Below are 23,675 nucleotides of genomic sequence, written 5' to 3' on the forward strand. Positions count from 1 at the left end.
GCGAGATCATCTTATGTGCAGGGCGCAGGCGAGCCTCCCTAGCATCGGGGAACACCCTCGAAGTGAGACTCCCCATGATCGACTCCACCAAACCTGCAGCCTGCGAGCCCGACTTCTACCACCAGTTGGTCAGCAGCAAGCTACCCGCCTGGGTGGTCGACGCCCGGCCAGAGCAGCGCCGCCAGCTGCGCCAGGCGGCCAGCCAGCGCGACCCCAGGCTGGAACGCGCATGCCTGGCACACCCAACGGTGGCCAAGGCCCTGGTGCAAACCTATGGCCAACACGTGCAAGCCGAAGCGAACCTGAGTGCCCTCCTGGCAACCCTGCCGGACCTGCAGCGCTATGCCACCGAGCTGCTGTCCACCGCGGTCAGCCAGCGCTTGGGCACCACACTCGATGTCGAGCGTACCTACCTGATGAACCTGAACAGGGCGGCCGCCCTTACCGAGGCGCTCTCCAGCCCTGGCGGCGATCCTTTCGTCACTTCGTCCCGCGCGCTGAAGCTGGCAACCCAACCCCTGCTGCACTGTGCCTTGCAGAACTTCGAGGCCTTCGAGGCCCAGCCGGACGGCTTGCGCGCCGGCGGCCACGCCTCGGCCATTCTCGATAGCAACGACGTTGGCCTGGCCTCCCAGGCGGTGCCACTGCCCATCGTCGCGGAAGCGTTCGCGGCCCTGGCACGCGAGCTGGATATCGGCGGCAAGTATCAACGGCTGCTCGACGCGCTCGACCCACCGGGCGAGCAGCCCAACGCGCCGGCCATTGCCGGCGTGTTCAAGGCTGCCGAGCGCTCCACATTCGAGTTGCAGGTTCACTACGCCTGCCTGCTGGGCCGGATCGACACGGCCCTCCATGCAACCTTGCTCAAGCTCGCCACTGAGCCAAAGGTTGAGCACGATGGCCGCCCGGTCCTGTGTTCGGGCATCGAGTTGCTGCATGTTCCGCTGACCGGGGCCATGGCGATTGGCCTCGACGCACGCCGGCCGGTGGGCGCCGGCCGATTCCCACCAGGGCCAGTGTACCCGTATGCGGGCTGGGTGGTGCTTTACCTGCCCGGCATGCCCGAGCCGTTGACCCAGCACGCCAGCAGGGCCGATGCCGAAGCGTTCCTGCGTGAACAGCTGCCTGCCTTCCGCCGCCCGGAATGCCAGCGCCTGCTACCCGATCGGCACAAGCGCCACTTCCTGGAGCGCATCGCCAACGCGCAGGTGCGTCTGCACGTGCAGCCCTTCACCCGCTCGTGCCTGGACGAGCTGGCCTGCCAGCGGCAGAAGCGGCTGAGGGATGACGGGCTGTTCCATGCGGTGCCGACAGCCATGCAAAACGGCAAGACTGCGCAACGCCACCTTGACTACTTCAAGGCCCTGGCCTTCGTCAGCCTGAACGTTGCCGCCCTGTTCATCCCCCCGCTCGGCGCCGCGATGCTTGGGGTAACGGCCCTGCAGCTGGCCAATGAAACGTTCGAGGGCATCGACAGCTGGCTTGACGGTGATCGTCAGCAGGCATTCGACTACTTGATGGACGTGATCGACAACGTCGCCATCATGGCCGCGCTCGCGGCAGCCGGCGGGGGGCAGGCTACGCCGGTGGTCGAGCGGATCCCCGTGGAGACGCCGTCATTCATCGAAGAACTGCAGCCGATCGACCTGGCCGACGGCGGGCAACGCCTGTGGCACGCGGACCTAGCGCCCTTCGCCCACGACCGGGTATTGCCGGGTGGGCTGGAGCCAGACGAATCCGGCCTGCTTCACTACGGCGGCAAAACCTGGCTGCCCGTGGAAAACCGGGTCTACTCGGTGACCCCCGCTGCGACGGGTTACCGCCTTGAACACCCGACCCGCCCGGCAGGCTACCAGCCCAAAGCGCTGCACAATGGTGCAGGGGCATGGTTGCTGGAGTCCGAGCAGCCGCAAAGCTGGGACGGCGCACGCCTGCTGCGCCGCCTGGGGCACCTGAGCGGGTCTTTCGATGAAGCGACCTTGCAGCGGATCCTGCACGTCTGCGATATCCACGAAGACACGCTGCGCCACTGCCTGGCCCACAACCGGCGGCTGCCCGCACTGCTGGAAGACACCCTGCAGCGGTTCAAGCTGGATGCCCACATCCGCCAGTTGCCAGACCAAAGCGCCTGGCATGCAGCGTTCACCACGGCGTACGCGCGCATCGCTACCCCCCTGCCGGCCAACAGCGCTGTGATCCGCCGGGTCTACCCCAGGCTGCCAGCGCCGATCATCGATGAGCTGGTGCGCAACGCAAGTGCCATTGACCTGCAAGCCCTTGGTGCCGGCAAGGTGCCTCTGCACCTGGCCGAGGAAATTCGCGCCTACCAACAACACGTGCGCCTTGCCCGCGCTTATGAGGGCCTGTACCTGGCCGGCGCGCAAAGCTGGGACAGCGACCGGCTGATCATGCAAACCCTGCCCCGCCTGCCGGGCTGGCCCGCAGACACGCGGCTGCGCCTGTTGCAGCGCAGTCACTGGCCCGACCAGGACCATGCCATCGGCGCGCAGGGCAGCAGCCCCTGGGCGACCATCACCCACTCGCCGGCCGGTTACATCGTTCACGCGCAGGGCGAGCCCGGGGCGGTGGTGCGTCGCTACCCGCAGCTCTTCAGCGCGCTGCATGCAGCCTTGCCCGAAGCCATGCAAGGCCTGGGCGTCACCAGCGGCGAGGCCCTTCAGCACCTGCTGCAACAGAGCCCGCTGTTACCCCGCCCGGCCTTGCGCGATGCGTTGGGCATGCAACCGCCCCGGCCCGGCTATCGCTCGCCGATGCGCCTTGCCGATGGCCGCGTTGGCTACCGTTTGAGCAGCGGTGATGACCAAAGCCAGGGCAGCATGCGCCAGCACCTGCTGAGCACGCTGAGGGCCACCGGCATTCCGGAACGCACCGGTAGGCCGGCCGAGCAGGTGCTGATGTCGCTTGCCGCCAACGGCCGCAACCGGCTGCAGATCCTCGAATACCTGACCACGCTGATGGAGCAACGCAACGCCTTGCAACGCAGCCTGGACGACTGGAGCGAAGCCATTTCACCGGCCTCCGACCAGGCGGCCCGCACCTATGACACCCTGCGTGAAGCGATCATGCAGCACTGGTACGACACCGCCCTGGAGGATGATGCCGCGCTCGGTGCCGAGCTGCGCGTGCAAGGCGTACCGCTGACCGACATCCCGCTGACCCTGCCCGATTTCTTCTACCGCCGCGTGCGCAGCCTGCACCTGCTCGACCTGCCAAGCGGCACCCTGGCAGGTTGGGGCCAGAGCGAGCGGCTGATGCAACGCTTGCTGCGGCTGATGCCCGGGCTGGAAGCACTGGAAATCAGCAGGCCGTACAACCCCAGGGCAACCCCCTCGCTACTGCTGCCCAGCGTGCCGACCATTGCCTCGACCCTGCCGAACCTGCGCAGGCTGGCCATGACCAACCAGAACCTGGCGTTCAGCAACAGCCACCTTGGCGAGCTGGCAGGCCATGCACGGCTTGCCCATCTGGACCTCAGTGGCAACCGGCTGCAGCAAGGCATCGACAGGGCCAGCTTCCACTGGTTTACCCTGGATTACCTGGGCTTGAACCGGATGCAACTGAGCCAATGGCCCACCGGTATCGACAGCGAGACCCTGAGCCGTATCGGGCACCTGTCGTTACAGGACAACAACCTGACGTCACTGCCCGCGTTCCTGCTGGGGGAAACGCCGCTGCAACGCGCGCCGGTAATTTCGCTGCAAGGCAACCCCATCAATGAAACGCACCTGCAACGCCTGCTGCTGAACGAACGCCCGGAAACCGCCCAGGTCACCGTGGATCAGCCCCCGGCGCTGAACCAACGGCTGGAACGCCTCCGCAGCGAGCGGCAACTCATGCGCGATGCGATCGATGGCTGGGTCCATGCCTCGAGTTCGAGCAACCCGTTGACCCAGGCGGCCCTGACCGACCGGCAGCGTATGGCAACGGCGATAAACGCATTCTGGGAGCGCCAGGAGCAGGGCCAGCAATACCTACGCCTGCAACTGGAGGACGTTGCCATCGAACACTTCCCGCGCCGACTTCCGGCGTTCTTCGGCGAGCGTGTGCATGCGATGACCCTGACCCGCCTCAGTGGCACCTCAGCACAACTCAGCGAACTGCTTGCCCGCTTTCCGAACATCACCCGCCTGACCATCGATGCCCACCAAGGTGCTACGCCTGCATTGGCATCGGCCTTGCCACGCCTGCCGCGCCTGACCTACCTGGAGTTTCGCAACATGGGCCTGGAGGTCGACCAGGCCATGCTGGAAACCTTTGCCGAGCTTGAGCACCTGACCTCGCTCGACCTGTCTGGCAACCGGGTCGGCAACATCACCCAGGTGCCTGCGCGGTTGTCCGCCAACCTGACGTCCCTCGAACTGACCAACATGAACCTGCACGCGTGGCCAGACTGGTGCGACGCACTGCTACCCCTGGAGTTGCTGGACCTCAGCTCGAACAACATCACCCAATTGCCCGAGCACATCCTCTCCAACCTGAACAACGCCATGCCGATTTCGTCGATTTCGTTGTTCGACAACCCCTTGCCCGACGCCACCATCCTGCGCGTGCGGGCCTACTCGGATAGCCAGCGCAGTTACTCGTTCGCCCTGGACATTCCAGACAACCTGATGCTGGTCAACTCGTCCAGTGAAGGCTCGCTCGACCATCCGCACTTCCCGTTGCAGGGCGATGACACCCCCAGGCTCGAAGACTGGCTGCTGGGTGACGAGGCTCAGAACGAAGCCTTGCGCAGCTGCTGGCAACAGCTGGAGGGCAGCGACCTGCTGCGGCTAGCAGGCCGTTTGCACAATGCCGCGCCGTTCGTCGACCCCACCACCCGGGGCGACTTCTGTGCGCGGGTGCGCCTGATGCTGGTGGCTGCCGCAGCCAACCAGGATGAACGGCCGATCATGGAAAGCATTGCCGCAGCGGCGCTACCCGACCCAGAGACGGGATCGCAGACGTGCCACGACGGCGCGCTTCAGGAGTTCAACAACATCGAACTTTACCTCATGGCCAACCGCCTGCTGATTGACGCTGGCGATACCCTGCACAGCCTGCACCAGCGCCTGTTACGGCTGTTCCGCGTCGACCAGCTGGAAAAGCTTGCCGCCACGCGCACCGGTTCGGGCGACCTGGTCTCGGTACGCCTGGCTTACCGTCGCGAGCTGGCCAGGGAGCTGGACCTGCCGATCGCCGACAGCATGCGTTTTCGCGGGGCCGCAAACCTGGCCCGTGGCGAGCTGTCGCGGGTACTGGAAAGCGTGCGCCAGAGCGAACACAGTGAAGTGTTCATCGATTACCTGCTGGCCAATACCGGCTGGACCCAGCGCCTGCGCGGCGAACATGCGCCGCGCTTCGCGCAGATAGAGGCTCGTTACCGCCAGCGGGTACTGGAACTGTCCGGCAGCGAGCACCCGCTGCACGAGGAAGTCGCTCTGCAGCAGGGCCTTTGGGAGGACAAGCACCAGGAAGAGCTGGCGCTGCTGCGCGAACTCACCCTCACCTTCGTGGGTAACAGCTGAGCAAACCCACGCGACGGCGCGCCGCTCATTACTTGCCGTAATGCTCCCGGCCCCACGCCAATGCGGCCTGGAGCAACGCCTTCAACACCTCGCGCGTCGGCTGGGCGCGGTCTTCGCGGTAGGTAAACGGCTCCTGCTCTTCCATGTAGGTGCTTTGCGCCAGCTCCAGCTGTACGGCATGAATGTCATGCGCCGGGTCGCCGTAATGCCGGGTGATGTGGCCGCCTTTGAAGCGCCCGTTGAGCACATGGCTGTAACCCTGGGCTTGGCTGCACACCTGCACCAGCCGCTCGGCCAGGCCCGGGTCGCAACTGGCGCCATTGAACGTGCCCAGGTTGAAGTCCGGCAGCCTGCCATCGAACAGGTGCGGGATCAGCGAACGAATCGAGTGGGCATCCCACAGCAGCGCGTAGCCGTGGGTTTCCCGCAGGCGCGCCAGCTCGTTGCGAATCGTTTGGTGATAAGGCTGCCAGATCGTCGCCAGGCAGGCCTCGCGCGCTTCGGCAGTGGGCTCCAGCCCCTGCTTGAACAAAGGCTCGCCATCGAACAGCGTGGCCGGATACAAGCCGGTTGTAGCACCGGCATATAACGGTTTGTCGTCAGCAGGGCGGTTCAAGTCGATGACGAACCGCGAATACTGCGCGGCGACCACGCTGGCCCCCAGTTCCCGGGCAAAGTCGTAGAGATGGGGTATGTGCCAATCCGTGTCGGGCAGGCTGCGCGCTTGGTCGACCAGGCCCTGGTCCACGGCCGGGGTGAGCTTGAGGCCGGCGTGGGGCATGCTGATCAGCAACGGCAAATGCCCCTGGTGGAAACTCAATACCTTGTCCATCTAGCCTCCCTCAATTGGTAATTTCATGGCCACTGCGCACCACACGCTTGGGCAGGTCGCCGCCGAGCCAGTACGCCAGGTCGGCGGGGCGCTCGACCTGCCAGGCGACGAAGTCGGCCACCTTGCCAACTTCCAGCGAGCCGTGGCTGTCACCCAGGCCCAGCGCGGTGGCGGCATGCACCGTGACGCCGGCCAGGGCTTCTTCCGGCGTCATACGGAAGCACGTGCAGCCCATGTTCAGCATCAACCGCAGCGACAACCCGGGCGAGGTACCCGGGTTGAGGTCGCTGGCAAGGGCGATCTTCACGCCATGGCGGCGCAAGGCGTTCATCGGCGGCAGTTGGGTTTCGCGCAAAAAATAAAAAGCGCCCGGCAGCAGCACCGCGACCGTGCCCGCCTTGGCCATGGCGATGGCGTCTTCTTCAGTCATGAATTCCAGGTGGTCGGCCGACAGCGCCTGGTAACGCGCAGCCAGGCTGGAGCCGTGTAGCGAAGACAACTGTTCGGCGTGCAGCTTGACCGGCACCCCCAACGCCCGCGCCTTGATGAACACGCGCTCGACCTGGGCCGGGGTGAACGCCAGGTGCTCGCAGAAGGCGTCCACTGCGTCCACCAGGCCTTCGCCGACCAGGCTTGGCAGCAGTTCGTCGCAGATGTGCGTGATGTAGTCGTCCGCCCGGCCGGCGTATTCCGGTGGCAAGGCGTGGGCAGCCAGGCAGGTGGCCCGCACCGTCAGTGGCAGGGCATCCGCCAGCCGCCTGGCCACGCGCAGCATCTTGCGTTCGTTGGCCAGGTCCAGGCCGTAGCCGGACTTGACCTCGAGGGTTGTCACGCCGTCGCGCATCAAGGCTTGAACCCGCTGGCGCGCACTGGCGAACAGTTCATCCTCGCTGGCCGCACGGGTGGCCCGCACGGTGCTGGCAATGCCCCCGCCCTGGGCGGCGATTTCGGCATAGCTGACGCCTTGCAGGCGCTGTTCGAACTCGCCACTGCGGTTGCCACCGAATACCGCGTGGGTATGGCAGTCGATCAGCCCGGGGGTGACCCAGGCGCCGCCCAGGTCCACCGTGCGCTCGGCCTCGACCGGGCCCAGCCCGGCCCGCGGGCCGATCCATTCGATCAGCCCGGCGTGGGTGACGATGGCCGCATCTTCGATAAGCGAATAACGGCCTTCGGCCATGGTTGCCGCATGGCAGTGCTGCCAGAGGGTTCTCATGCACAATCTCCTGTACTAGCGGTGTAGCTCGGCCGGCTCTGCAACTGGCTGGCCCTGCCCTGCCCGCGGCTTGCACCACAGCAGGTAGGACGCCACCAGGAACACCACCCAGACCACCCCGACGACCAACGCCGCCTGGGTATCCGGGAAGTAACCGAGCACGCCAAAGATGAACACCATGAAGGCAATGGCCATGGCCGGGCCATAGGGCCAGAACGGTACCGGGAACTTCAGCTGGGCGACCTCTTCACGGCGCAGGCTGCGGCGCATGGCCACCTGGGTAACCAGGATCATCAGCCAAACCCAGACGGTGGCGAAGGTGGCGATCGAGGCGATCAGCAGGAACACGTTCTCGGGGATAAGGTAGTTGAGCAGCACGCCGACCAGCAGTGCCGCCCCCATCACGACCACGGTCATCCACGGCACGCCGTGCCTGGACAACTTGCTGAAGCCGCGCGGCGCATGGCCTTGCTGGGCCAGGCCATACATCATGCGGCCGGCACCGAAGATGTCGCTGTTGATGGCCGAGATCGCCGCCGAGATCACCACCACGTTCAGCACCGCAGCAGCCGAGCCGATGCCCAGGTTGCTGAATATCTGCACGAACGGGCTGCCCTGGCTACCGATCTGCGGCCATGGGTACAGGCACATCAGCACGAACAAGGTGAGCACATAGAACAGCAGGATGCGCAGCGGCACCGCGTTGATCGCCTTGGGGATCACGCGCTGTGGGTCTTTGGCCTCACCGGCCGTGACACCGATGATCTCGATGCCGCCAAAGGCGAACATCACCACGGCGAACGAGGCGATCAGGCCACCGACGCCATTGGGCATGAAGCCGCCATGGTCGAACAGGTTGCTCACGCCAACGGCATGCCCGCTGCCCACCTGGCTGAAGCCGAAGGCCATGATGCCCAGGCCGGCCAGGATCATCGCCACGATGGCGCCGACCTTGAGCAACGACAGCCAGAACTCCATTTCGCCAAAGACCTTGACGTTGCACAGGTTCAGGCCGCCAATCAGGAACACGATGCCCAGCACCCAGATCCAGCGGGCGACCTCGGGGAACCAGAACCCCATGTAGATCCCGAAGGCGGTCACGTCGGCGATGGCGACGATGACCATCTCGAAGGCGTAGGTCCAGCCGAGGATGAAGCCGGCCATGGGGCCGATGTAGGTGGTGGCGTAGTGGCCGAACGAGCCGGCCACCGGGTTGTGCACGGCCATTTCGCCGAGGGCGCGCATGACCATGAACACGGCGGCGCCGCCGATCAGGTAGGCCAGCAACACGGCCGGGCCGGCCATCTGGATGGCCGAGGCAGAGCCGTAGAACAGCCCGGTGCCAATGGCCGAACCGAGGGCCATGAAACGGATGTGGCGGGCGCTTAGCCCACGCTTGAGACCTTGAGCTTGTTGCATGTCACGTCCTTGAATTGTTTTTGTGGTCGTGAGGTCGAGAGGGGGCTGCCTTGCAGCCAGATCGCCGGAAAGCCAGCCCCCTCACTGTGGGAGCCGGCTTGCCGGCGAGTGGGCCGCATGGCGGCCCCAGGGGCATTACAGACTTGGCAGCACACCGGCCGGCAGCAAACCGGTCAGGCTCCCCTTGGCCAGCAGTTCCACGGCCTTCTCGATGTCTGGCGCAAAGAAACGGTCACGGTCGTAGTGCGGCACTTCGCTGCGCAATGCCTGGCGCGCCTGCTCCAGCTTGGTGGACGTCTTCAGGCCTTTGCGCAGGTCGAGGCCCTGGCAGGCACCCAGCCATTCGATGGCCAGGACGCCTCGGGTATTCTCGGCCATTTCCCACAGGCGCTTGCCGGCAGCCGGGGCCATCGAAACGTGGTCTTCCTGGTTCGCCGAGGTGGGCAGGCTGTCGACGCTGTGCGGGTGGGACAGGGCCTTGTTCTCGCTGGCCAGCGCAGCAGCGGTCACCTGGGCAATCATGAAGCCGGAGTTGACCCCGCCGTTTTCCACCAGGAACGGCGGCAGCTGGGACATGTGCTTGTCCATCATCAGCGAAATGCGGCGCTCGCTGAGCGAGCCGATTTCGGCGATGGCCAGGGCAATGTTATCGGCGGCCATGGCCACCGGCTCGGCGTGGAAGTTGCCGCCGGAAATCACGTCCCCTTCGGCAGCGAACACCAGCGGGTTGTCGGATACGGCGTTGGCTTCGACCGCCAGCACTTCGGCGGCCTGGCGCAACTGGGTCAGGCACGCACCCATGACCTGCGGCTGGCAGCGCAACGAATACGGGTCCTGCACCTTGTCGCAGTTCTTGTGCGACAGCGACACTTCGCTGGCGTCGCCCAGCAGGTCGCGGAAGCACGCCGCGGTGTCGATCTGGCCGCGCTGGCCCCGCACTTCGTGGATACGCGCATCGAATGGCGAACGCGAACCCAGCGCGGCTTCGACGCTCAGGCCACCGCAGGCAATGGCGGCGGCGTACAGGTCTTCACCCTGGAACAGGCCGCGCAGCGCATAGGCGGTGGAAGCCTGCGTGCCGTTGAGCAGGGCCAGGCCCTCCTTGGCGGCCAGGGTCAATGGCTCGAGGCCGGCCACCGCCAAGGCTTCGGTCGCTGACAGCCACTGACCCTTGTAGCGTGCCTTGCCTTCGCCCAGCAGCACCAGCGACATGTGCGCCAAGGGGGCGAGGTCACCGGAAGCCCCGACCGACCCTTTCAGCGGGATGTGCGGGTAGACTTCGGCATTGACCAGGGCAATCAGCGCGTCGATGACCTTGCGGCGAATGCCGGAGAACCCGCGGCTGAGGCTGTTGATCTTCAGCACCATGATCAGCCGCACCAGGTCGTCATCCAGCGGCGCACCGACACCGGCAGCGTGGGACAGCACCAGCGAGCGTTGCAGGTTTTCCAGGTCGTGGCTGGCGATACGGGTCGACGCCAGCAGGCCAAAGCCGGTATTGATACCGTAGGCGGTGCGGTCTTCGGCAATGATCTGCTCAACGCAGGCCACACTGGCGTCAATGGCGGGCGCGGCGCTGGCATCCAGCTGCAAGCGCACGGGCGCGGCGTGAATGGCGCGCAGCTGGGCCAGGGTCAGGGTGCCTGGCTTGAGGGTGAATTCGGTCACGTTGCTACTCCAGTCGCTTGGAGCCACAGGCCCGTCTGTGGTGCCTGTGCGCTCCTTCTTGTTGTTCAGTATCACCCCTGGCGGGGTGCGAGCCAAAGCCGGGGGTCAGCCCGTAATCATCGGCAGGTCCAGGCCCTGCTCCCTGGCGCAGTCGATGGCGATGTCGTAGCCGGCATCGGCGTGGCGCATGACACCGGTCCCCGGGTCGTTGGTCAGCACGCGGGCGATACGCTCGGCGGCTTCATCGGTACCGTCGCAAACGATGACCATGCCCGAGTGCTGCGAGAAGCCCATGCCCACGCCGCCACCGTGGTGCAGCGAGACCCAGGTGGCGCCGCCCGCGGTATTGAGCAAGGCGTTGAGCAGCGGCCAGTCGGAGACAGCGTCCGAGCCGTCGCGCATGGCTTCGGTTTCGCGGTTGGGGCTGGCCACCGACCCGGAGTCCAGGTGGTCGCGGCCAATCACTACCGGCGCCGACAGCTCGCCGCTGCGGACCATTTCGTTGAACGCCAGGCCCAGCTTGGCACGCAGGCCCAGGCCAACCCAGCAGATACGCGCCGGCAAGCCCTGGAAGCTAATGCGCTCGCGGGCCATGTCCAGCCAGCGGTGCAGGTGGGCGTCGTCGGGGATCAGTTCCTTGACCTTGGCGTCGGTCTTGTAGATGTCGTCGGCCTCACCGGACAGCGCCGCCCAGCGGAACGGGCCAACGCCGCGGCAGAACAACGGGCGGATGTAAGCGGGTACGAAACCTGGGAAGTCGAAGGCGTTCGCTACGCCTTCTTCCTTGGCCATCTGGCGGATGTTGTTGCCGTAGTCGAACGTCGGGATGCCCTGCTTCTGGAAGTCGAGCATGGCCTGCACGTGCACGGCCATCGACTGCTTGGCGGCCTTGACCACTGCCGCAGGTTCGGTCTGCGCGCGGTCGCGGTACTGTTCCCAGGTCCAGCCGGCGGGCAGGTAACCGTTGAGTGGGTCGTGGGCGCTGGTCTGGTCGGTGACCATGTCCGGGCGCACGCCGCGCTTGACCAGTTCGGGCAGGATTTCGGCGGCGTTGCCGTGCAGGGCGATGGAGATTGCCTGGCCTTCGGCGGTGTACCTGGCGATGCGTGCCAGGGCGTCGTCGAGGTCGGTGGCCTGCTCGTCGACGTAGCGGGTTTGCAGGCGGAAGTCGATGCGGCTCTGCTGGCATTCGATGTTCAGCGAGCAAGCCCCGGCCAGGGTCGCCGCCAGTGGCTGGGCACCGCCCATGCCGCCCAGGCCGGCGGTGAGTACCCACTTGCCTTTCAGGTTGCCGCCATAGTGCTGGCGACCGGCTTCGACGAAGGTTTCATAGGTGCCCTGGACGATGCCCTGGCTACCGATGTAGATCCAGCTGCCGGCGGTCATCTGGCCATACATGGCCAGGCCTTTGGCGTCCAGCTCGTTGAAGTGCTCCCAGCTGGCCCAGTGCGGCACCAGGTTGGAGTTGGCGATCAATACACGCGGGGCGTTGCTGTGGGTCTTGAACACCCCGACCGGCTTGCCCGATTGCACCAGCAGGGTTTCGTCGTCTTCCAGGCGGGTCAGGGTTTCGACGATCTTGTCGTAGCATGCCCAGTTGCGCGCGGCGCGGCCGATGCCCCCATAAACCACCAGCTCCTTCGGGTTCTCCGCGACCTGCGGGTCGAGGTTGTTCATCAGCATGCGCAGTGGCGCTTCGGTCAGCCAGCTTTTGGCGGTGAGCTTGTTGCCACGTGGGGCACGGATTTCAACGTCACGGTATTTATTGTTGTCGGTCACGGGAAGGGTCCTCTGCGGTCGAGCGCGGGCGGGTATGTCGTGGTCGATATACAAACACACCTTTACTTGTATGTACAAGCACGGACAACCAAAATAATCGTTGCTCCCTTTTGCGGCCCATCGCGACACAAGGCCGCTCCTACAGGGGGCCGCGGTAGTCAGTGCATGCGCGGTCGCTGTAGGAGCGGCCTTGTGTCGCGATGGGCTGCAAAGCAGCCCCGGCTATCTCAAGTTGGAATGAGTTCGATCAGGCAGCACCGCCCCTGCACATCCAGCTCCAGCAACGCTTCGTTGCCCTCCAGCCGCAGGCAGTCATACAACCCCAGCCGTTGCGCCTCACGCCCAGCCAAGGCCACCTCGACCTGATTACAGGCCGCAAACAGCAACACCGTCGACGCCGAGGTGTACATTCGCTGGGTACCGTCCAGCCACTGCAACCGCGCCCGGTAACGCTGCGGCGCATAGATCAGGTTGAAATCCCGAATCGCCCCGCCCAGCAACCTGCAACTGACCTGGCTCTCGCCACTGAAGGCAAATGCATCGCAGGCCAGCAATGGCCGGCTGGCCTGGCCGTCCACCACCAGGCGCATGCCGTCGCCCTGCAGCACAGTGATGATCCGCTGGTAACCGGCAAACGTGGAAAAGCCGCCCGAGTCCTCGATATCGGCGATCGACAGGCGCCAGCCGAAGCCGTCCAGGCCTTCGCCGCTGTCGCGGGTGATTTCTTCAGTGAAACCGCCACCGTTCTTCCATGGCATGCGCGGGTAATCCTGCGCGTGCAACACCTGCAACTGGCTCATTTGCTGAAACGCCCCTCCAGGCGATGACGGGATCCGGGGTGGATCAGCCGCGCGGCAGTCACCGGCTGGCGGCCCGACCAGGTGCGGCGACGAATCAGCAGGCAAGGCTCGCCCCGCTCGATCTGCAACAGCCGGCATTCCTCCGGCTCGGCGAGGATCGCCTCGACCACGTGCTCGCCTTCGGTCAACGGCGCCACCTGGGACAGGTAGGCGTAGGGCGTCTGCCGGGTAAAATCCTGCTTGAGGTAGTCGGGGGCGATCGCCGCATTGACGTAACGGTCCTCGATCTGCACCGGCACGCCGTTCTCGAAATGCACGATCAGCGAATGAAACACCCGCTGGCCCTCGCGCATGTCCAGGGCCAACGCGCGCTCCGAGCCGGCCGCTTCCTCGGTGAGGGTGATGACCTGACACGTATGCTTGTGGCCACGGGCGGCAATTTCGTCGGCGATGTTGTTCACCTCGAACAGCGCCGACCGACCTTTGGGCTCAGCCACGAAAGTGCCCACCCCTTGCATGCGCACCAGCAGGCCTTCGGCCGTGAGTTCACGCAGGGCGCGGTTGATGGTCATGCGACTGAAGCCGAGCTCGTTGACCAGCTCGCTCTCCGAGGGGACCCGGTGATGCGGCGGCCAACTGCCGTTGTCGATCTGCTGGACGATCATCTGTTTGACCCGCGCATACAGCGGCGCCGGGCCCTCGCCCATCTGGGCAACCAGCGCGGAGACAGGAGGTGTCGGCACGGCGTTGGATCCTTGTGCGAATGTAATGGGCGGTAGCTTGCCGCAGTTTACCCGGCAGGCAAACGCCTGTATATGTATATACAAGCTAACAATAACAGGATTCGCACCATGCCCGCCTACTTCGCCGAACGTGCCCTGCTGCCCAGCGGCTGGGCCCGCCATGTCCGCATCGAGGTCGCCGGCGATGGCTACGTGGCCAGTATCGAGCCTGGGGCTGCGCCTGAGGGGGCCGAACGGCTCGCCGGGCCCTTGGTCCCCGGCATGCCCAACCTGCACTCGCATGCCTTTCAGCGCGCCATGGCAGGGCTGGCCGAGGTTGCTGGCAACCCCAACGACAGCTTCTGGACCTGGCGCGACCTGATGTACCGGCTGGTCGGCCAGATCAGCCCAGAACAACTGCAGGTCATTGCCCGGCAGCTGTACATCGAGATGCTCAAGGCCGGCTACACCGCGGTCGCCGAGTTTCACTATGTGCACCATGACCAGGCCGGCAAGCCCTACGCCGACCCCGCCGAGTTATCCCGCCGCATCAGTGCGGCCGCCGCTGACAGTGGTATCGGCCTGACCTTGTTGCCGGTGCTGTACAGCCATGCCGGGTTCGGCGGCCTGGCGCCGAACCACGGCCAGCGGCGCTTCATCAATACCACCGACCAATACCTGCAACTGCAGGCGCAGCTGGCCCCCGCGCTGGCCACACAGCCCGCGCAGCGCCTGGGCCTGTGCTTCCACTCGCTACGGGCGGTGGCGCCGGCGCAGCTCGCCGAAGTGCTGGCGGCCAGTGACACGCAAGCACCGGTGCATATCCATATCGCCGAGCAGCAGAAGGAAGTCGACGACTGCCTGGCCTGGAGCGGTCTGCGGCCCCTGCAGTGGCTGTATGAGCATGTCGACGTCGACCGGCGCTGGTGCCTGGTACACGCCACCCACGCAGCACCCGACGAAGTCTCAGCCATGGCCCGCAGCGGCGCGGTGGCAGGCCTGTGCCTGACCACTGAAGCCAACCTGGGCGACGGGATTTTCCCGGCCGTGGAGTTCCTGGCCCAGGGCGGGCGCATGGGCATTGGTTCAGACAGCCATGTATCGCTGAGCGTGGTCGAGGAATTACGCTGGCTGGAATATGGCCAGCGGCTGCGTGACCAGCGCCGCAACCGCCTGTATCGGGGTGATCAGCCAATGGTCGGGCGCACCCTGTATGACGCCGCGCTGGCGGGCGGCGCACAAGCGCTGGGGCAGCCAATCGGCGCGCTGGCCGTGGGCAAACGTGCCGACTGGCTGGTGCTCGACGGGGAGAACCCTTACCTGGCGATGGCCGAGGGTGATGCCATCCTCAACCGCTGGCTGTTTGCCGGCGGCGATCGCCAGGTGCGCGATGTGATGGTGAATGGGCAGTGGGTAGTGCGCCAGGGGCGGCACGCCCAGGAGGAACAAAGCCGGGTGGCCTTTGCCGAGGTGCTGCGGCAGTTGCTGGGGTAATGCAGGGCCGTCACCAAGCTTGAGAACTGTGGAGTACCTGAGGGAGCGGGCGTGTCGAGGCGTCGAACCGCCGCGAACAATCCACCGCGGTGGCTGGCACCGGCTACGCCGGTGTTCGCGGCGGTTCGACGCCTCGACACGCCCGCTCCCACAGGGCCCCTGCTAAATCAATAAGTTATGTAGTGTTCTATGAGAGATGGCTGCCGGCGATAAGGCCGGCAATGCTGCCATCAATGCATCTTGACGATCTGCTGGTCGGAAGCGCGCCAGATCAAGCGGCTGGTGTCATAGCCCTGCTGACGGGCCTTGGCCAGCAGGTTCTCGCGCTGCCAGGCCGGCAGGGTCGGCGTGCGTGACAGGATCCACAGGTACTTGCGGTCCGGGCTGCCGACGATAGCAGTGCGATAGTGTTCGTCAACGTACAGAATCCAGTATTCACCCCGCGCCACTCCCGGCACCAGCTTGGTGAACCAGTTATCGAACTCGACCCACAATTTATCGGTATGGCCCGGCTCCTGGATATTGGCATGCCCTTCGGCGCGCAACCATTCGTCACCCATGGTGCGGCAACGGTTGAGTACCCCGTAGCTGCCATCGGACTTGAGGTTGTAATGGGCCTCGGACTGTTCGCAGCCCTCCTGGAAGCGCATGGGCAGGCGTGCCAGCTCGTACCATTTGCCCTGGTAACGCTTGAGGTCTACGTTGCCGGCGGTTTTCGGCGCCAGCGGGTCATGCACAGAGCCCGCGCAACCGCCCAGCAGCACCGCCAGGCATACCGCCATCAGCAGGTACATACGCCTCATTTGAGGCCCTGCCCTGAGTACATCAACACTTTGTCAGCCGCATACTGCACGCTGATGAAGCTCTTCTCATCCCCCCAGGTGCAGCTGCTCATGCCCAACGCGCCGGAACATTCGGTCGGCGTGCCGAGCAGCTGCTCGACCTCGGCCTTGCTCATACCGGCCTTGATCTTGGAATAGTTTTCCTGGTTGATCTTGCTGCAGGCAGTCAGCACGACGCACAGCGACAACAGGGCGAGGGAACGCAACGACATTGAAGGACACTCCTGGGAAGATGAGACAGGCGAGTGGCCTGCAGTGACCTTCGACGTGAAAATCCCTCCTTTGTTCCCTGCCCTGCCCCCCGTACCCCTACACCATTGGTCGGATGGCCACTACTGTGCGATTAATCACAAAGCATTAGTTAACGGCCAATAAAAAAGCCGCCCCTTATAGGGGCGGCCTTGTGTGGCGATGGCCTGCGCAGCAGTGCCCTGCAATCTCAGAACCTGGACCCGGGCTCCAGCAGGAAGTCCATCTCTTCGCTGGTGCTCGGGCGATCCAGCACCAGGTTGCGGTGCGGGAAGCGACCGAACCGAGCGATCACCCGCTGGTGCTGCACGGCGTAGTCGAGGAAGCCTTCGAACAACCGGCGGCTGGCCTCGGGCTGTTCGTCCAGCAGCACCTGAAAGCGCTCGACGCACAGGTTTTGCCAATCCAGCACCTCGGCGTGCTCCAGCACCACCAGCACGAATACCCGCTGGATCGGCAGCAGCTGGTAGTCCCAGTACCTCTGCAGGCCCTGCATGGCCACCACCTGGGCACGCCGGTCACCCTCGAAGGCGCGCGGCGTGTCGCGGTAGATCATGCGTGGCAACTGATCCAGCAGCAGCAGCAGGCCCAACCAGCCCTGCGGGCTTTGCTGCCACTCGTCGAGCCCGCCGGCCAGGGCCTGCTCAACCAGTTCACCGAACTGCGCATGGGCCTCGGCATCGTGGTGCTTGCCGAACCATAGCGTGCTCTTCTCGTCAGCCACGGCCTGGGCACTGGTGCCCCAACCGAACCACCATTCCAGCAACGGCTGCCAAGGTGCGAGCATGACTTACTCCTTGTGGTAGGCGGTAACGCGCTCGACCTCTTCTTTCGAGCCAAGAATGACCGACACACGCTGGTGCAGGCTTTCTGGCTTGATGTCGAGGATGCGATCGTAACCATTGGTAGAGGCGCCACCGGCCTGTTCGATGATGAACGACATCGGGTTGGCTTCGTACATCAGGCGCAGCTTGCCCGGCTTGCTTGGCTCGCGGGCGTCACGTGGGTACATGAACAGGCCGCCACGGGTCAGGATGCGGTGCACGTCGGCCACCATCGAGGCGATCCAGCGCATGTTGTAGTTCTTTTTCAGCGGGCCGGTCTCGCCTGCCAGCAACTCGCCGACGTAGCGCTGCACCGGGGCTTCCCAGTGACGCTGGTTGGACATGTTGATGGCGAACTCGGCGGTGGTTTCCGGCACGCGGATGTTCTCGTGGGTAAGCACGAAGCTGCCCAGCTCGCGGTCCAGGGTGAAGCCCTTCACGCCGTTGCCCAGGGTGAGGATGAGCATGGTCTGCGGGCCGTAGATGGCGTAGCCGGCAGCCACCTGCTGGGTGCCTGGCTGCAGGAAGGCGTTTTCGTTCAGGGTTTCGTTCTGGCTCAGGTACTCGTTAGGGCAACGCAGTACCGAGAAGATGGTGCCGACCGACACGTTGACGTCGATGTTCGACGAACCGTCCAGCGGGTCGAAGACCAGCAGGTAGGCGCCTTTGGGGTACTTGCCCGGAATCTGGTAGGCGTTGTCCATTTCTTCCGAGGCCATGCCGGCCAGGTGGCCGCCCCACTCGTTGGCCTCCAGCAGGATATCGTTGGAAATCACGTCCAGTTTCTTCTGGACTTCGCCCTGCACGTTTTCCGTGCCCATGCTGCCCAGCACACCGCCGAGGGCGCCCTTGGACACGTGATGGCTGATTTCCTTGCACGCACGCGCCACCACTTCGATCAGGAAGCGCAGATCGGCAGGGGTATTGTTGCTGCGGGTCTGCTCAATCAGATAGCGACTCAGGGTAACGCGGGACATGTATGGCTCCGAAAGGATGGGGGAGATGAAAAACCCCCGCAGTTTACAGGGAGAGTTGCAGGCTAGCGAGTGATGAGACTCGCCACGGCACTCTGACGGCACAATAGGTCGGTAGTTCAGCGTGTGCCAGGCCGGTGGTCGGCGCCCGCCTTCTTCACGAGCGAGCCCGTGAAGAAGGCGGTGCAGGCACCTTCAATCCAGCGCTTTCCAGATCTGCGTAGCATATTCGCGAATGGTCCGGTCCGACGAGAACCAGCCCATCCGCGCCGTGTTCAGCACCGCCATGCGCCACCATTGCTCCGGCGCGTGCCACAAGTCCTCGACGCGCTGCTGGGCATCCCAGTAGGCATCGAAATCGGCACATACCAGGAAGCGGTCATAGGCCACCAGCCCATCGATCAAGCCGGTGTAGCGCGAAGGGTCGTCCGGCGAGAACACACCGCTGCGAATCGCCTGCAGTACGTCGTTGAGGCGGTTGGACGCAGCGATTGCCGCCGTGGCGCCAAAATCACCCGCCCGCTTGCGCGCCTCGACCTGCTGGGCGGTCAGGCCGAATATGAACATGTTGTCGGCACCGACCTGCTCGCACATTTCCACGTTGGCCCCATCCAGGGTACCGATGGTCAGTGCGCCGTTCAGGCCGAACTTCATGTTGCTGGTACCCGAGGCTTCGTAACCGGCCGTGGAAATCTGCTCGGAGAGGTCCGCAGCCGGAATGATGCTCTCGGCCAGGCTGACGTTGTAGTTGGGCAGGAACACCACCTTCAACTGGCCACGCACGGTCGGGTCGTTGTTCACCACCCGGGCGATGTCGTTGGTCAGCTTGATGATCAGCTTGGCCTGGTGGTAGCTGGCCGCCGCCTTGCCGGCGAAAATCTTCACCCGCGGCACCCAGTTGGTGCCAGGGTCGTTGCGCATGGCCTGGTACAGGGCCACGGTATGCAGCAGGTTGAGCAACTGGCGCTTGTACTCGTGAATACGCTTGACCTGCACGTCGAACAGCGCTTCGGGGTTGACCGTCACGCCAACGCGATCCTGGATGATGCTGGCCAGGGCACGCTTGCTGTGCAGGCGCTGAGCCGCGAACTGCTTGCGGAAACCCGCCTTGTCGGCGAACGGCACCAAACCGGCCAGGCGCCCCTCCGGGTCGTCCTTGAGCTCCGGCCCCAGCGCCTCCACCAGCATGTCGGTGAGTTGGGGGTTGGACTGGTACAACCAGCGGCGGAAGGTAATGCCGTTGGTCTTGTTGTTGATACGCTGCGGATACAACTTGTGCAGTTCGGCGAACACCGTGCTCTTCATCAGCTGGCTGTGCAACGCCGAAACGCCGTTGACGCTGTGCGAGCCGAGGAATGCCAGGTTGCCCATGCGAACTCGGCGGCCGTTGTCTTCCTCGATCAGCGACACCGCCCGCAGCACGTCGAAGTCGTGCAGGCCTTTGGCACGCAGGCTGTCGATATGGTACGCGTTGATCAGGTAGATGATCTGCATGTGCCGCGGCAGCATGCGCTCCATCAACGCCACCGGCCAGGTTTCCAGCGCTTCGGGCAACAGGGTGTGGTTGGTGTAGGCCAAGGTGCCCACGGTCAGCTCCCAGGCCTTGTCCCATGGGATTTCGTGCTGGTCCACCAGCAAGCGCATCAGCTCCGCCACGGCAATGGACGGGTGCGTGTCGTTGAGCTGAATGGCGGCCGCATCGGGCAGGTTGAGCAGCGAGTCATGCTGGTTCAGGTGGCGGCGCAGCAAGTCCTGCAGTGATGCCGATACGAAGAAATACTCCTGGCGCAGGCGCAGTTCCTGCCCGGCCTCGGTACTGTCCGCCGGGTACAGCACCCGCGAAATGCTTTCGGCACGTGCCACCTCGGCCACTGCGCCCAGGTGGTCACCGGCGTTGAAACGCTCCAGGTGCAGCTCTTCCAGCGCCCGTGCCCGCCACAGGCGCAGGGTGTTGACGCTCGAACCCCGCCAGCCGACCACCGGCGTGTCGTACGCTACCGCACGCACGGTCTCGCCAGGTGACCACACCTGGCGTTGGTTGCCGTGGTTGTCGTGCACCGTTTCGACGCTACCGCCAAAGCTGATCGGGTAGATCACTTCGGCCCGCTCGAACTCCCACGGGTTGCCGAAGTCCAGCCAGTTCTCGGTCTGCTCCTGCTGCCAACCATCGACCAGTGCCTGGCGGAACAAGCCATGCTCGTAGCGGATACCGTAGCCATGGGCGGCAATGCCCAGGGTCGACATGCTTTCCATGAAGCAGGCGGCCAGACGCCCCAGGCCACCGTTGCCCAGTGCGGCATCGGGCTCCAGCAGGCGGATGCGCTCCAGGTCAACGTCCAGGTCTTGCAAGGCCTCTCGGGCGATGTCCAGCAAGCCCAGGTTGCTCAGGCTGTCGTAGAGCAGGCGGCCAATCAGAAACTCCAGGGAAAGGTAGTAGACCCGTTTCTGGCTACGTCGGTAGGCCTGGCGGGTGTGGTCCATCCAGTGGTCGACCATGTGATCGCGCGCGGCCAGGGCGATGGCTTCGAACCAGTCATGGTCGAAGGCGTGCTCCGGGTCCTTGCCAACCGCATAGGTCAGCTTGTTCAGTACGGCAGCGCGAAAATCCGCGACTTCGGCGTCACGAGCTTCAGGTTCCTGGGACATGGGGCATCCTCGGGCAAGTTGACGAAAGCGGAGGGAGAGTGTTCAGACTAGACCCTTCGACAGGGAGAGACAGTTACGGTTCGCAGTTTTCATGCCGACTTGGTGATTCCGGCAAAAGGTTGTTCATAAATTGAACAATTCCGGTATCATCGCGCGCCCCAAGACCGTGATCCGCCCCTTATAAAGATGAAAACGACCCTGATCGCCGCAGCCGAAGTCGACCGCCTGGAGACCTGGCAGCGCTACACCAGCAACATGTGCCATGGCTGCCATTCGACCTGCTGCACCCTGCCGGTGGAGGTGAAGATCAAGGATCTGATCCGCATCGGCGTAGTCGACGAATTCGAGAAAGACGAACCGCCGAAGAACGTGGCCAAGCGTTTGCAGAAAGAAGGCATCATCGAGCGCTTCAACCAGAAGTCAGGCATCTTCACCCTGACCCGGATGAGCAACGACGACTGCATGTATCTGGATCGTAAAAGCCGCCTGTGCACCATTTATGACAAGCGCCCGGACACCTGCCGCAACCACCCCAAGGTTGGCCCGCGGCCGGGGTATTGTGCGTACAAGCCCAAGGTGGTCGGGCGCTAAGCGTTAGCCGTCAAGGGCCTCTTCGCGGGCTTGCCCGCTCCCACAGGATCTGCGCGATCCTCAAGGCCTGTGCAGTACCTGTGGGAGCGGGCAAGCCCGCGAAAAGGGCCAACGCAAATTCTGCAAGCATAAAAAAACGCCCCCGGCCTTTCGACCGGGGGCGCTTTTATTCAGCCTGAGCTAACTCAGTTCTTGGCTTTCTTGGCAGCGCGGGTACGCTCGCCTTCGTCCAGGATCTTCTTGCGCAGACGGATCGACTTAGGCGTGACTTCGCACAGCTCGTCGTCCTGGATGAATTCCAGAGCCTGTTCCAGGGTGTGGCGAACTGGCGGTACCAGGGCGATGACTTCGTCTTTGCCCGAAGCACGCATGTTGTCCAGCTTCTTGCCCTTGGTCGGGTTCACACCCAGGTCGTTGTCACGGCTGTTCAGGCCGATGATCTGACCGTTGTAGATCTCCTGGCCGTGTTCAACGAACAGCTTGCCGCGAGCCTGCAGGGTTTCCAGCGAGTAGGTCAGTGCCTTGCCAGTCTCGACCGAAACCAGAACACCGTTCAGGCGGCCAGACATCTGGCCCGACTTCATGGTGTCGTAGCGATCGAAGATCGAGGTCAGGATGCCTGCACCGTTGGTCAGGGTCAGGAACTGGTTACGGAAGCCGATCAGACCACGGGCTGGAATGTTGTATTCCAGGCGAACACGGCCCTTGCCATCCGGCACCATGTTGGTCAGGTCACCCTTACGCAGGCCCATCTCTTCCATGACCTTGCCCTGGGATTCTTCAGGGATGTCGATGGTGACGTTCTCGAACGGTTCCTGCTTCACGCCGTCGACTTCGCGGATGATCACTTCAGGGCGGCCAACAGCCATCTCGAAGCCTTCACGACGCATGGTTTCGATCAGTACCGACAGGTGCAGCTCGCCACGGCCCGATACCTTGAACTTGTCAGGGGAATCGGTTTCCTGAACGCGCAGGGCCACGTTGTACAGCAGCTCCTTGTCCAGACGGTCCTTGATGTTGCGGCTGGTCACGAACTTGCCTTCTTTACCGCAGAATGGCGAGTCGTTGACCTGGAAGGTCATCGAAACGGTTGGCTCGTCAACGGTCAGCGGCTTCATCGCCTCTACCGCGTCCGGGGCGCACAGGGTGTCGGAGATGAACAGCTCGTCGAAACCGCTGATGCAGACGATGTCGCCAGCCTGGGCTTCTTCGACGTCGACGCGGTGCAGGCCGTGGTGGCCCATCAGTTTCAGGATACGGCCGTTACGCTTCTTGCCGTTGGTGTCGATGGCGACAACCGGGGTGTTCGGCTTGACGCGACCACGGGCGATACGGCCAACGCCGATAACACCGAGGAAGCTGTTGTAGTCCAGTGCGGAGATCTGCATCTGGAACGGGCCGTCACGGTCAACAGACGGTGCTGGTACGTTGTCGACGATCGACTGGTACAGCGCAGTCATGTCTTCGCCCATGGCGGTGTGGTCCAGACCGGCGATGCCGTTCAGGGCCGAGGCGTAGACGACTTTGAAGTCCAGCTGTTCATCGGTGGCACCGAGGTTGTCGAACAGGTCGAAGATCTGGTCCAGAACCCAGTCCGGACGCGCGCCCGGGCGGTCGACCTTGTTGATCACGACGATTGGCTTCAGGCCGGCTTCGAAGGCCTTCTTGGTCACGAAGCGGGTTTGCGGCATCGGGCCGTCCTGGGCGTCGACCAGCAGCAGCACCGAGTCGACCATCGACATTACACGCTCGACCTCGCCACCGAAGTCGGCGTGGCCGGGGGTGTCGACGATGTTGATGTGGTAGCCGTTCCAGTTGATGGCGGTGTTCTTCGCCAGAATGGTAATACCGCGCTCTTTTTCCTGGTCGTTGGAGTCCATGACGCGCTCGTCGTTGAGCTCGTTACGCTCCAGGGTGCCGGACTGACGCAGGAGTTTGTCGACCAGGGTGGTTTTACCATGGTCAACGTGGGCGATGATGGCGATGTTACGCAGATTTTCGATCACAAGTGTATCTCGATCAGAGGATTCGGTTGCCGCCCAGTGTAGGCGGCGAATATGTACTGTTTAAGGCTCAGCGGGCCCGGCGGTC

The 23,675-nt window shown here is 64.1% G+C and carries 16 protein-coding genes; 3 read left to right on the top strand and 13 right to left on the bottom strand.

Annotation, left to right across the window (positions count from 1 at the left end; genetic code table 11):
- The first annotated feature begins 74 nt into the window (after window positions 1-74).
- A complete protein-coding gene (locus tag K4A76_RS21855) occupies window positions 75-5,528 on the top strand; it encodes a dermonecrotic toxin domain-containing protein (protein ID WP_274411124.1) in 5,454 nt (1,817 codons plus the stop codon).
- 28 nt (window positions 5,529-5,556) lie between these two features.
- Here K4A76_RS21855 and hutG read toward each other — a convergent pair whose 3' ends face one another.
- The 7 genes from hutG to hutC form a co-directional block, all read right to left on the bottom strand.
- Window positions 5,557-6,360 carry an N-formylglutamate deformylase gene (gene hutG, locus K4A76_RS21860; protein WP_274411125.1) on the bottom strand — a complete coding sequence of 268 codons (804 nt, stop codon included), beginning with the start codon at window positions 6,358-6,360 and terminating at the stop codon, window positions 5,557-5,559.
- A gap of 10 nt (window positions 6,361-6,370) precedes the next feature.
- A complete protein-coding gene (gene hutI / locus K4A76_RS21865; RefSeq protein ID WP_274411126.1) occupies window positions 6,371-7,576 on the bottom strand; it encodes an imidazolonepropionase in 1,206 nt (401 codons plus the stop codon).
- A 15-nt stretch (window positions 7,577-7,591) separates the two neighbouring features.
- A complete protein-coding gene (locus tag K4A76_RS21870; protein ID WP_274411127.1) occupies window positions 7,592-8,995 on the bottom strand; it encodes an amino acid permease in 1,404 nt (467 codons plus the stop codon).
- Between the two features lie 135 nt (window positions 8,996-9,130).
- Window positions 9,131-10,663 carry a histidine ammonia-lyase gene (hutH, locus tag K4A76_RS21875; protein ID WP_029885413.1) on the bottom strand — a complete coding sequence of 511 codons (1,533 nt, stop codon included), beginning with the start codon at window positions 10,661-10,663 and terminating at the stop codon, window positions 9,131-9,133.
- A gap of 105 nt (window positions 10,664-10,768) precedes the next feature.
- Window positions 10,769-12,442, bottom strand: coding sequence for a urocanate hydratase (gene hutU, locus K4A76_RS21880; protein ID WP_054905303.1), 1,674 nt, complete (start codon window positions 12,440-12,442; stop codon window positions 10,769-10,771).
- A 227-nt stretch (window positions 12,443-12,669) separates the two neighbouring features.
- Entirely contained in the window at window positions 12,670-13,242 is a 573-nt protein-coding gene (locus K4A76_RS21885; protein WP_274411128.1) for a HutD/Ves family protein, read from the bottom strand.
- Window positions 13,239-13,949, bottom strand: a complete 711-nt coding sequence (hutC, locus tag K4A76_RS21890; RefSeq protein WP_154211989.1) for a histidine utilization repressor — start codon at window positions 13,947-13,949, stop codon at window positions 13,239-13,241. The genes K4A76_RS21885 and hutC overlap by 4 nt, the downstream gene beginning before the upstream one ends.
- Window positions 13,950-14,093: 144 nt before the next feature.
- On the opposite strand from hutC, the gene K4A76_RS21895 reads away from it, so the two are divergent.
- Entirely contained in the window at window positions 14,094-15,458 is a 1,365-nt protein-coding gene (locus tag K4A76_RS21895; protein ID WP_274411129.1) for a formimidoylglutamate deiminase, read from the top strand.
- Window positions 15,459-15,688: 230 nt separating this feature from the next.
- Here K4A76_RS21895 and K4A76_RS21900 read toward each other — a convergent pair whose 3' ends face one another.
- The 5 genes from K4A76_RS21900 to K4A76_RS21920 form a co-directional block, all read right to left on the bottom strand.
- Window positions 15,689-16,261, bottom strand: a complete 573-nt coding sequence (locus tag K4A76_RS21900) for a lipocalin family protein (protein ID WP_274411130.1) — start codon at window positions 16,259-16,261, stop codon at window positions 15,689-15,691.
- Complete coding sequence (gene bamE, locus K4A76_RS21905; RefSeq protein ID WP_009681214.1) at window positions 16,258-16,512, bottom strand: outer membrane protein assembly factor BamE domain-containing protein; 255 nt, start codon at window positions 16,510-16,512, stop codon at window positions 16,258-16,260. The genes K4A76_RS21900 and bamE overlap by 4 nt, the downstream gene beginning before the upstream one ends.
- 227 nt (window positions 16,513-16,739) lie before the next feature.
- On the bottom strand, window positions 16,740-17,336 hold the full coding sequence (locus tag K4A76_RS21910) for a DUF924 family protein (RefSeq protein WP_274411131.1): 597 nt from the start codon (window positions 17,334-17,336) through the stop codon (window positions 16,740-16,742).
- Window positions 17,337-17,339: 3 nt separating this feature from the next.
- A complete protein-coding gene (locus K4A76_RS21915) occupies window positions 17,340-18,350 on the bottom strand; it encodes a class 1 fructose-bisphosphatase (protein WP_009681216.1) in 1,011 nt (336 codons plus the stop codon).
- 192 nt (window positions 18,351-18,542) lie between these two features.
- Entirely contained in the window at window positions 18,543-20,993 is a 2,451-nt protein-coding gene (locus K4A76_RS21920) for a glycogen/starch/alpha-glucan phosphorylase (RefSeq protein ID WP_274411132.1), read from the bottom strand.
- Window positions 20,994-21,179: 186 nt separating this feature from the next.
- On the opposite strand from K4A76_RS21920, the gene K4A76_RS21925 reads away from it, so the two are divergent.
- A complete protein-coding gene (locus tag K4A76_RS21925; RefSeq protein WP_003249225.1) occupies window positions 21,180-21,584 on the top strand; it encodes a YkgJ family cysteine cluster protein in 405 nt (134 codons plus the stop codon).
- A gap of 185 nt (window positions 21,585-21,769) precedes the next feature.
- On the opposite strand, the gene typA is transcribed toward K4A76_RS21925, so the two are convergent.
- Window positions 21,770-23,590: a translational GTPase TypA gene (typA, locus tag K4A76_RS21930; protein WP_009681218.1), complete on the bottom strand. Its 1,821-nt coding sequence runs from the start codon at window positions 23,588-23,590 to the stop codon at window positions 21,770-21,772.
- Window positions 23,591-23,675 lie beyond the last annotated feature (85 nt).

This window comes from Pseudomonas sp. NEEL19, from assembly GCF_028751975.1.
GTDB lineage: Bacteria > Pseudomonadota > Gammaproteobacteria > Pseudomonadales > Pseudomonadaceae > Aquipseudomonas > Aquipseudomonas juntendi.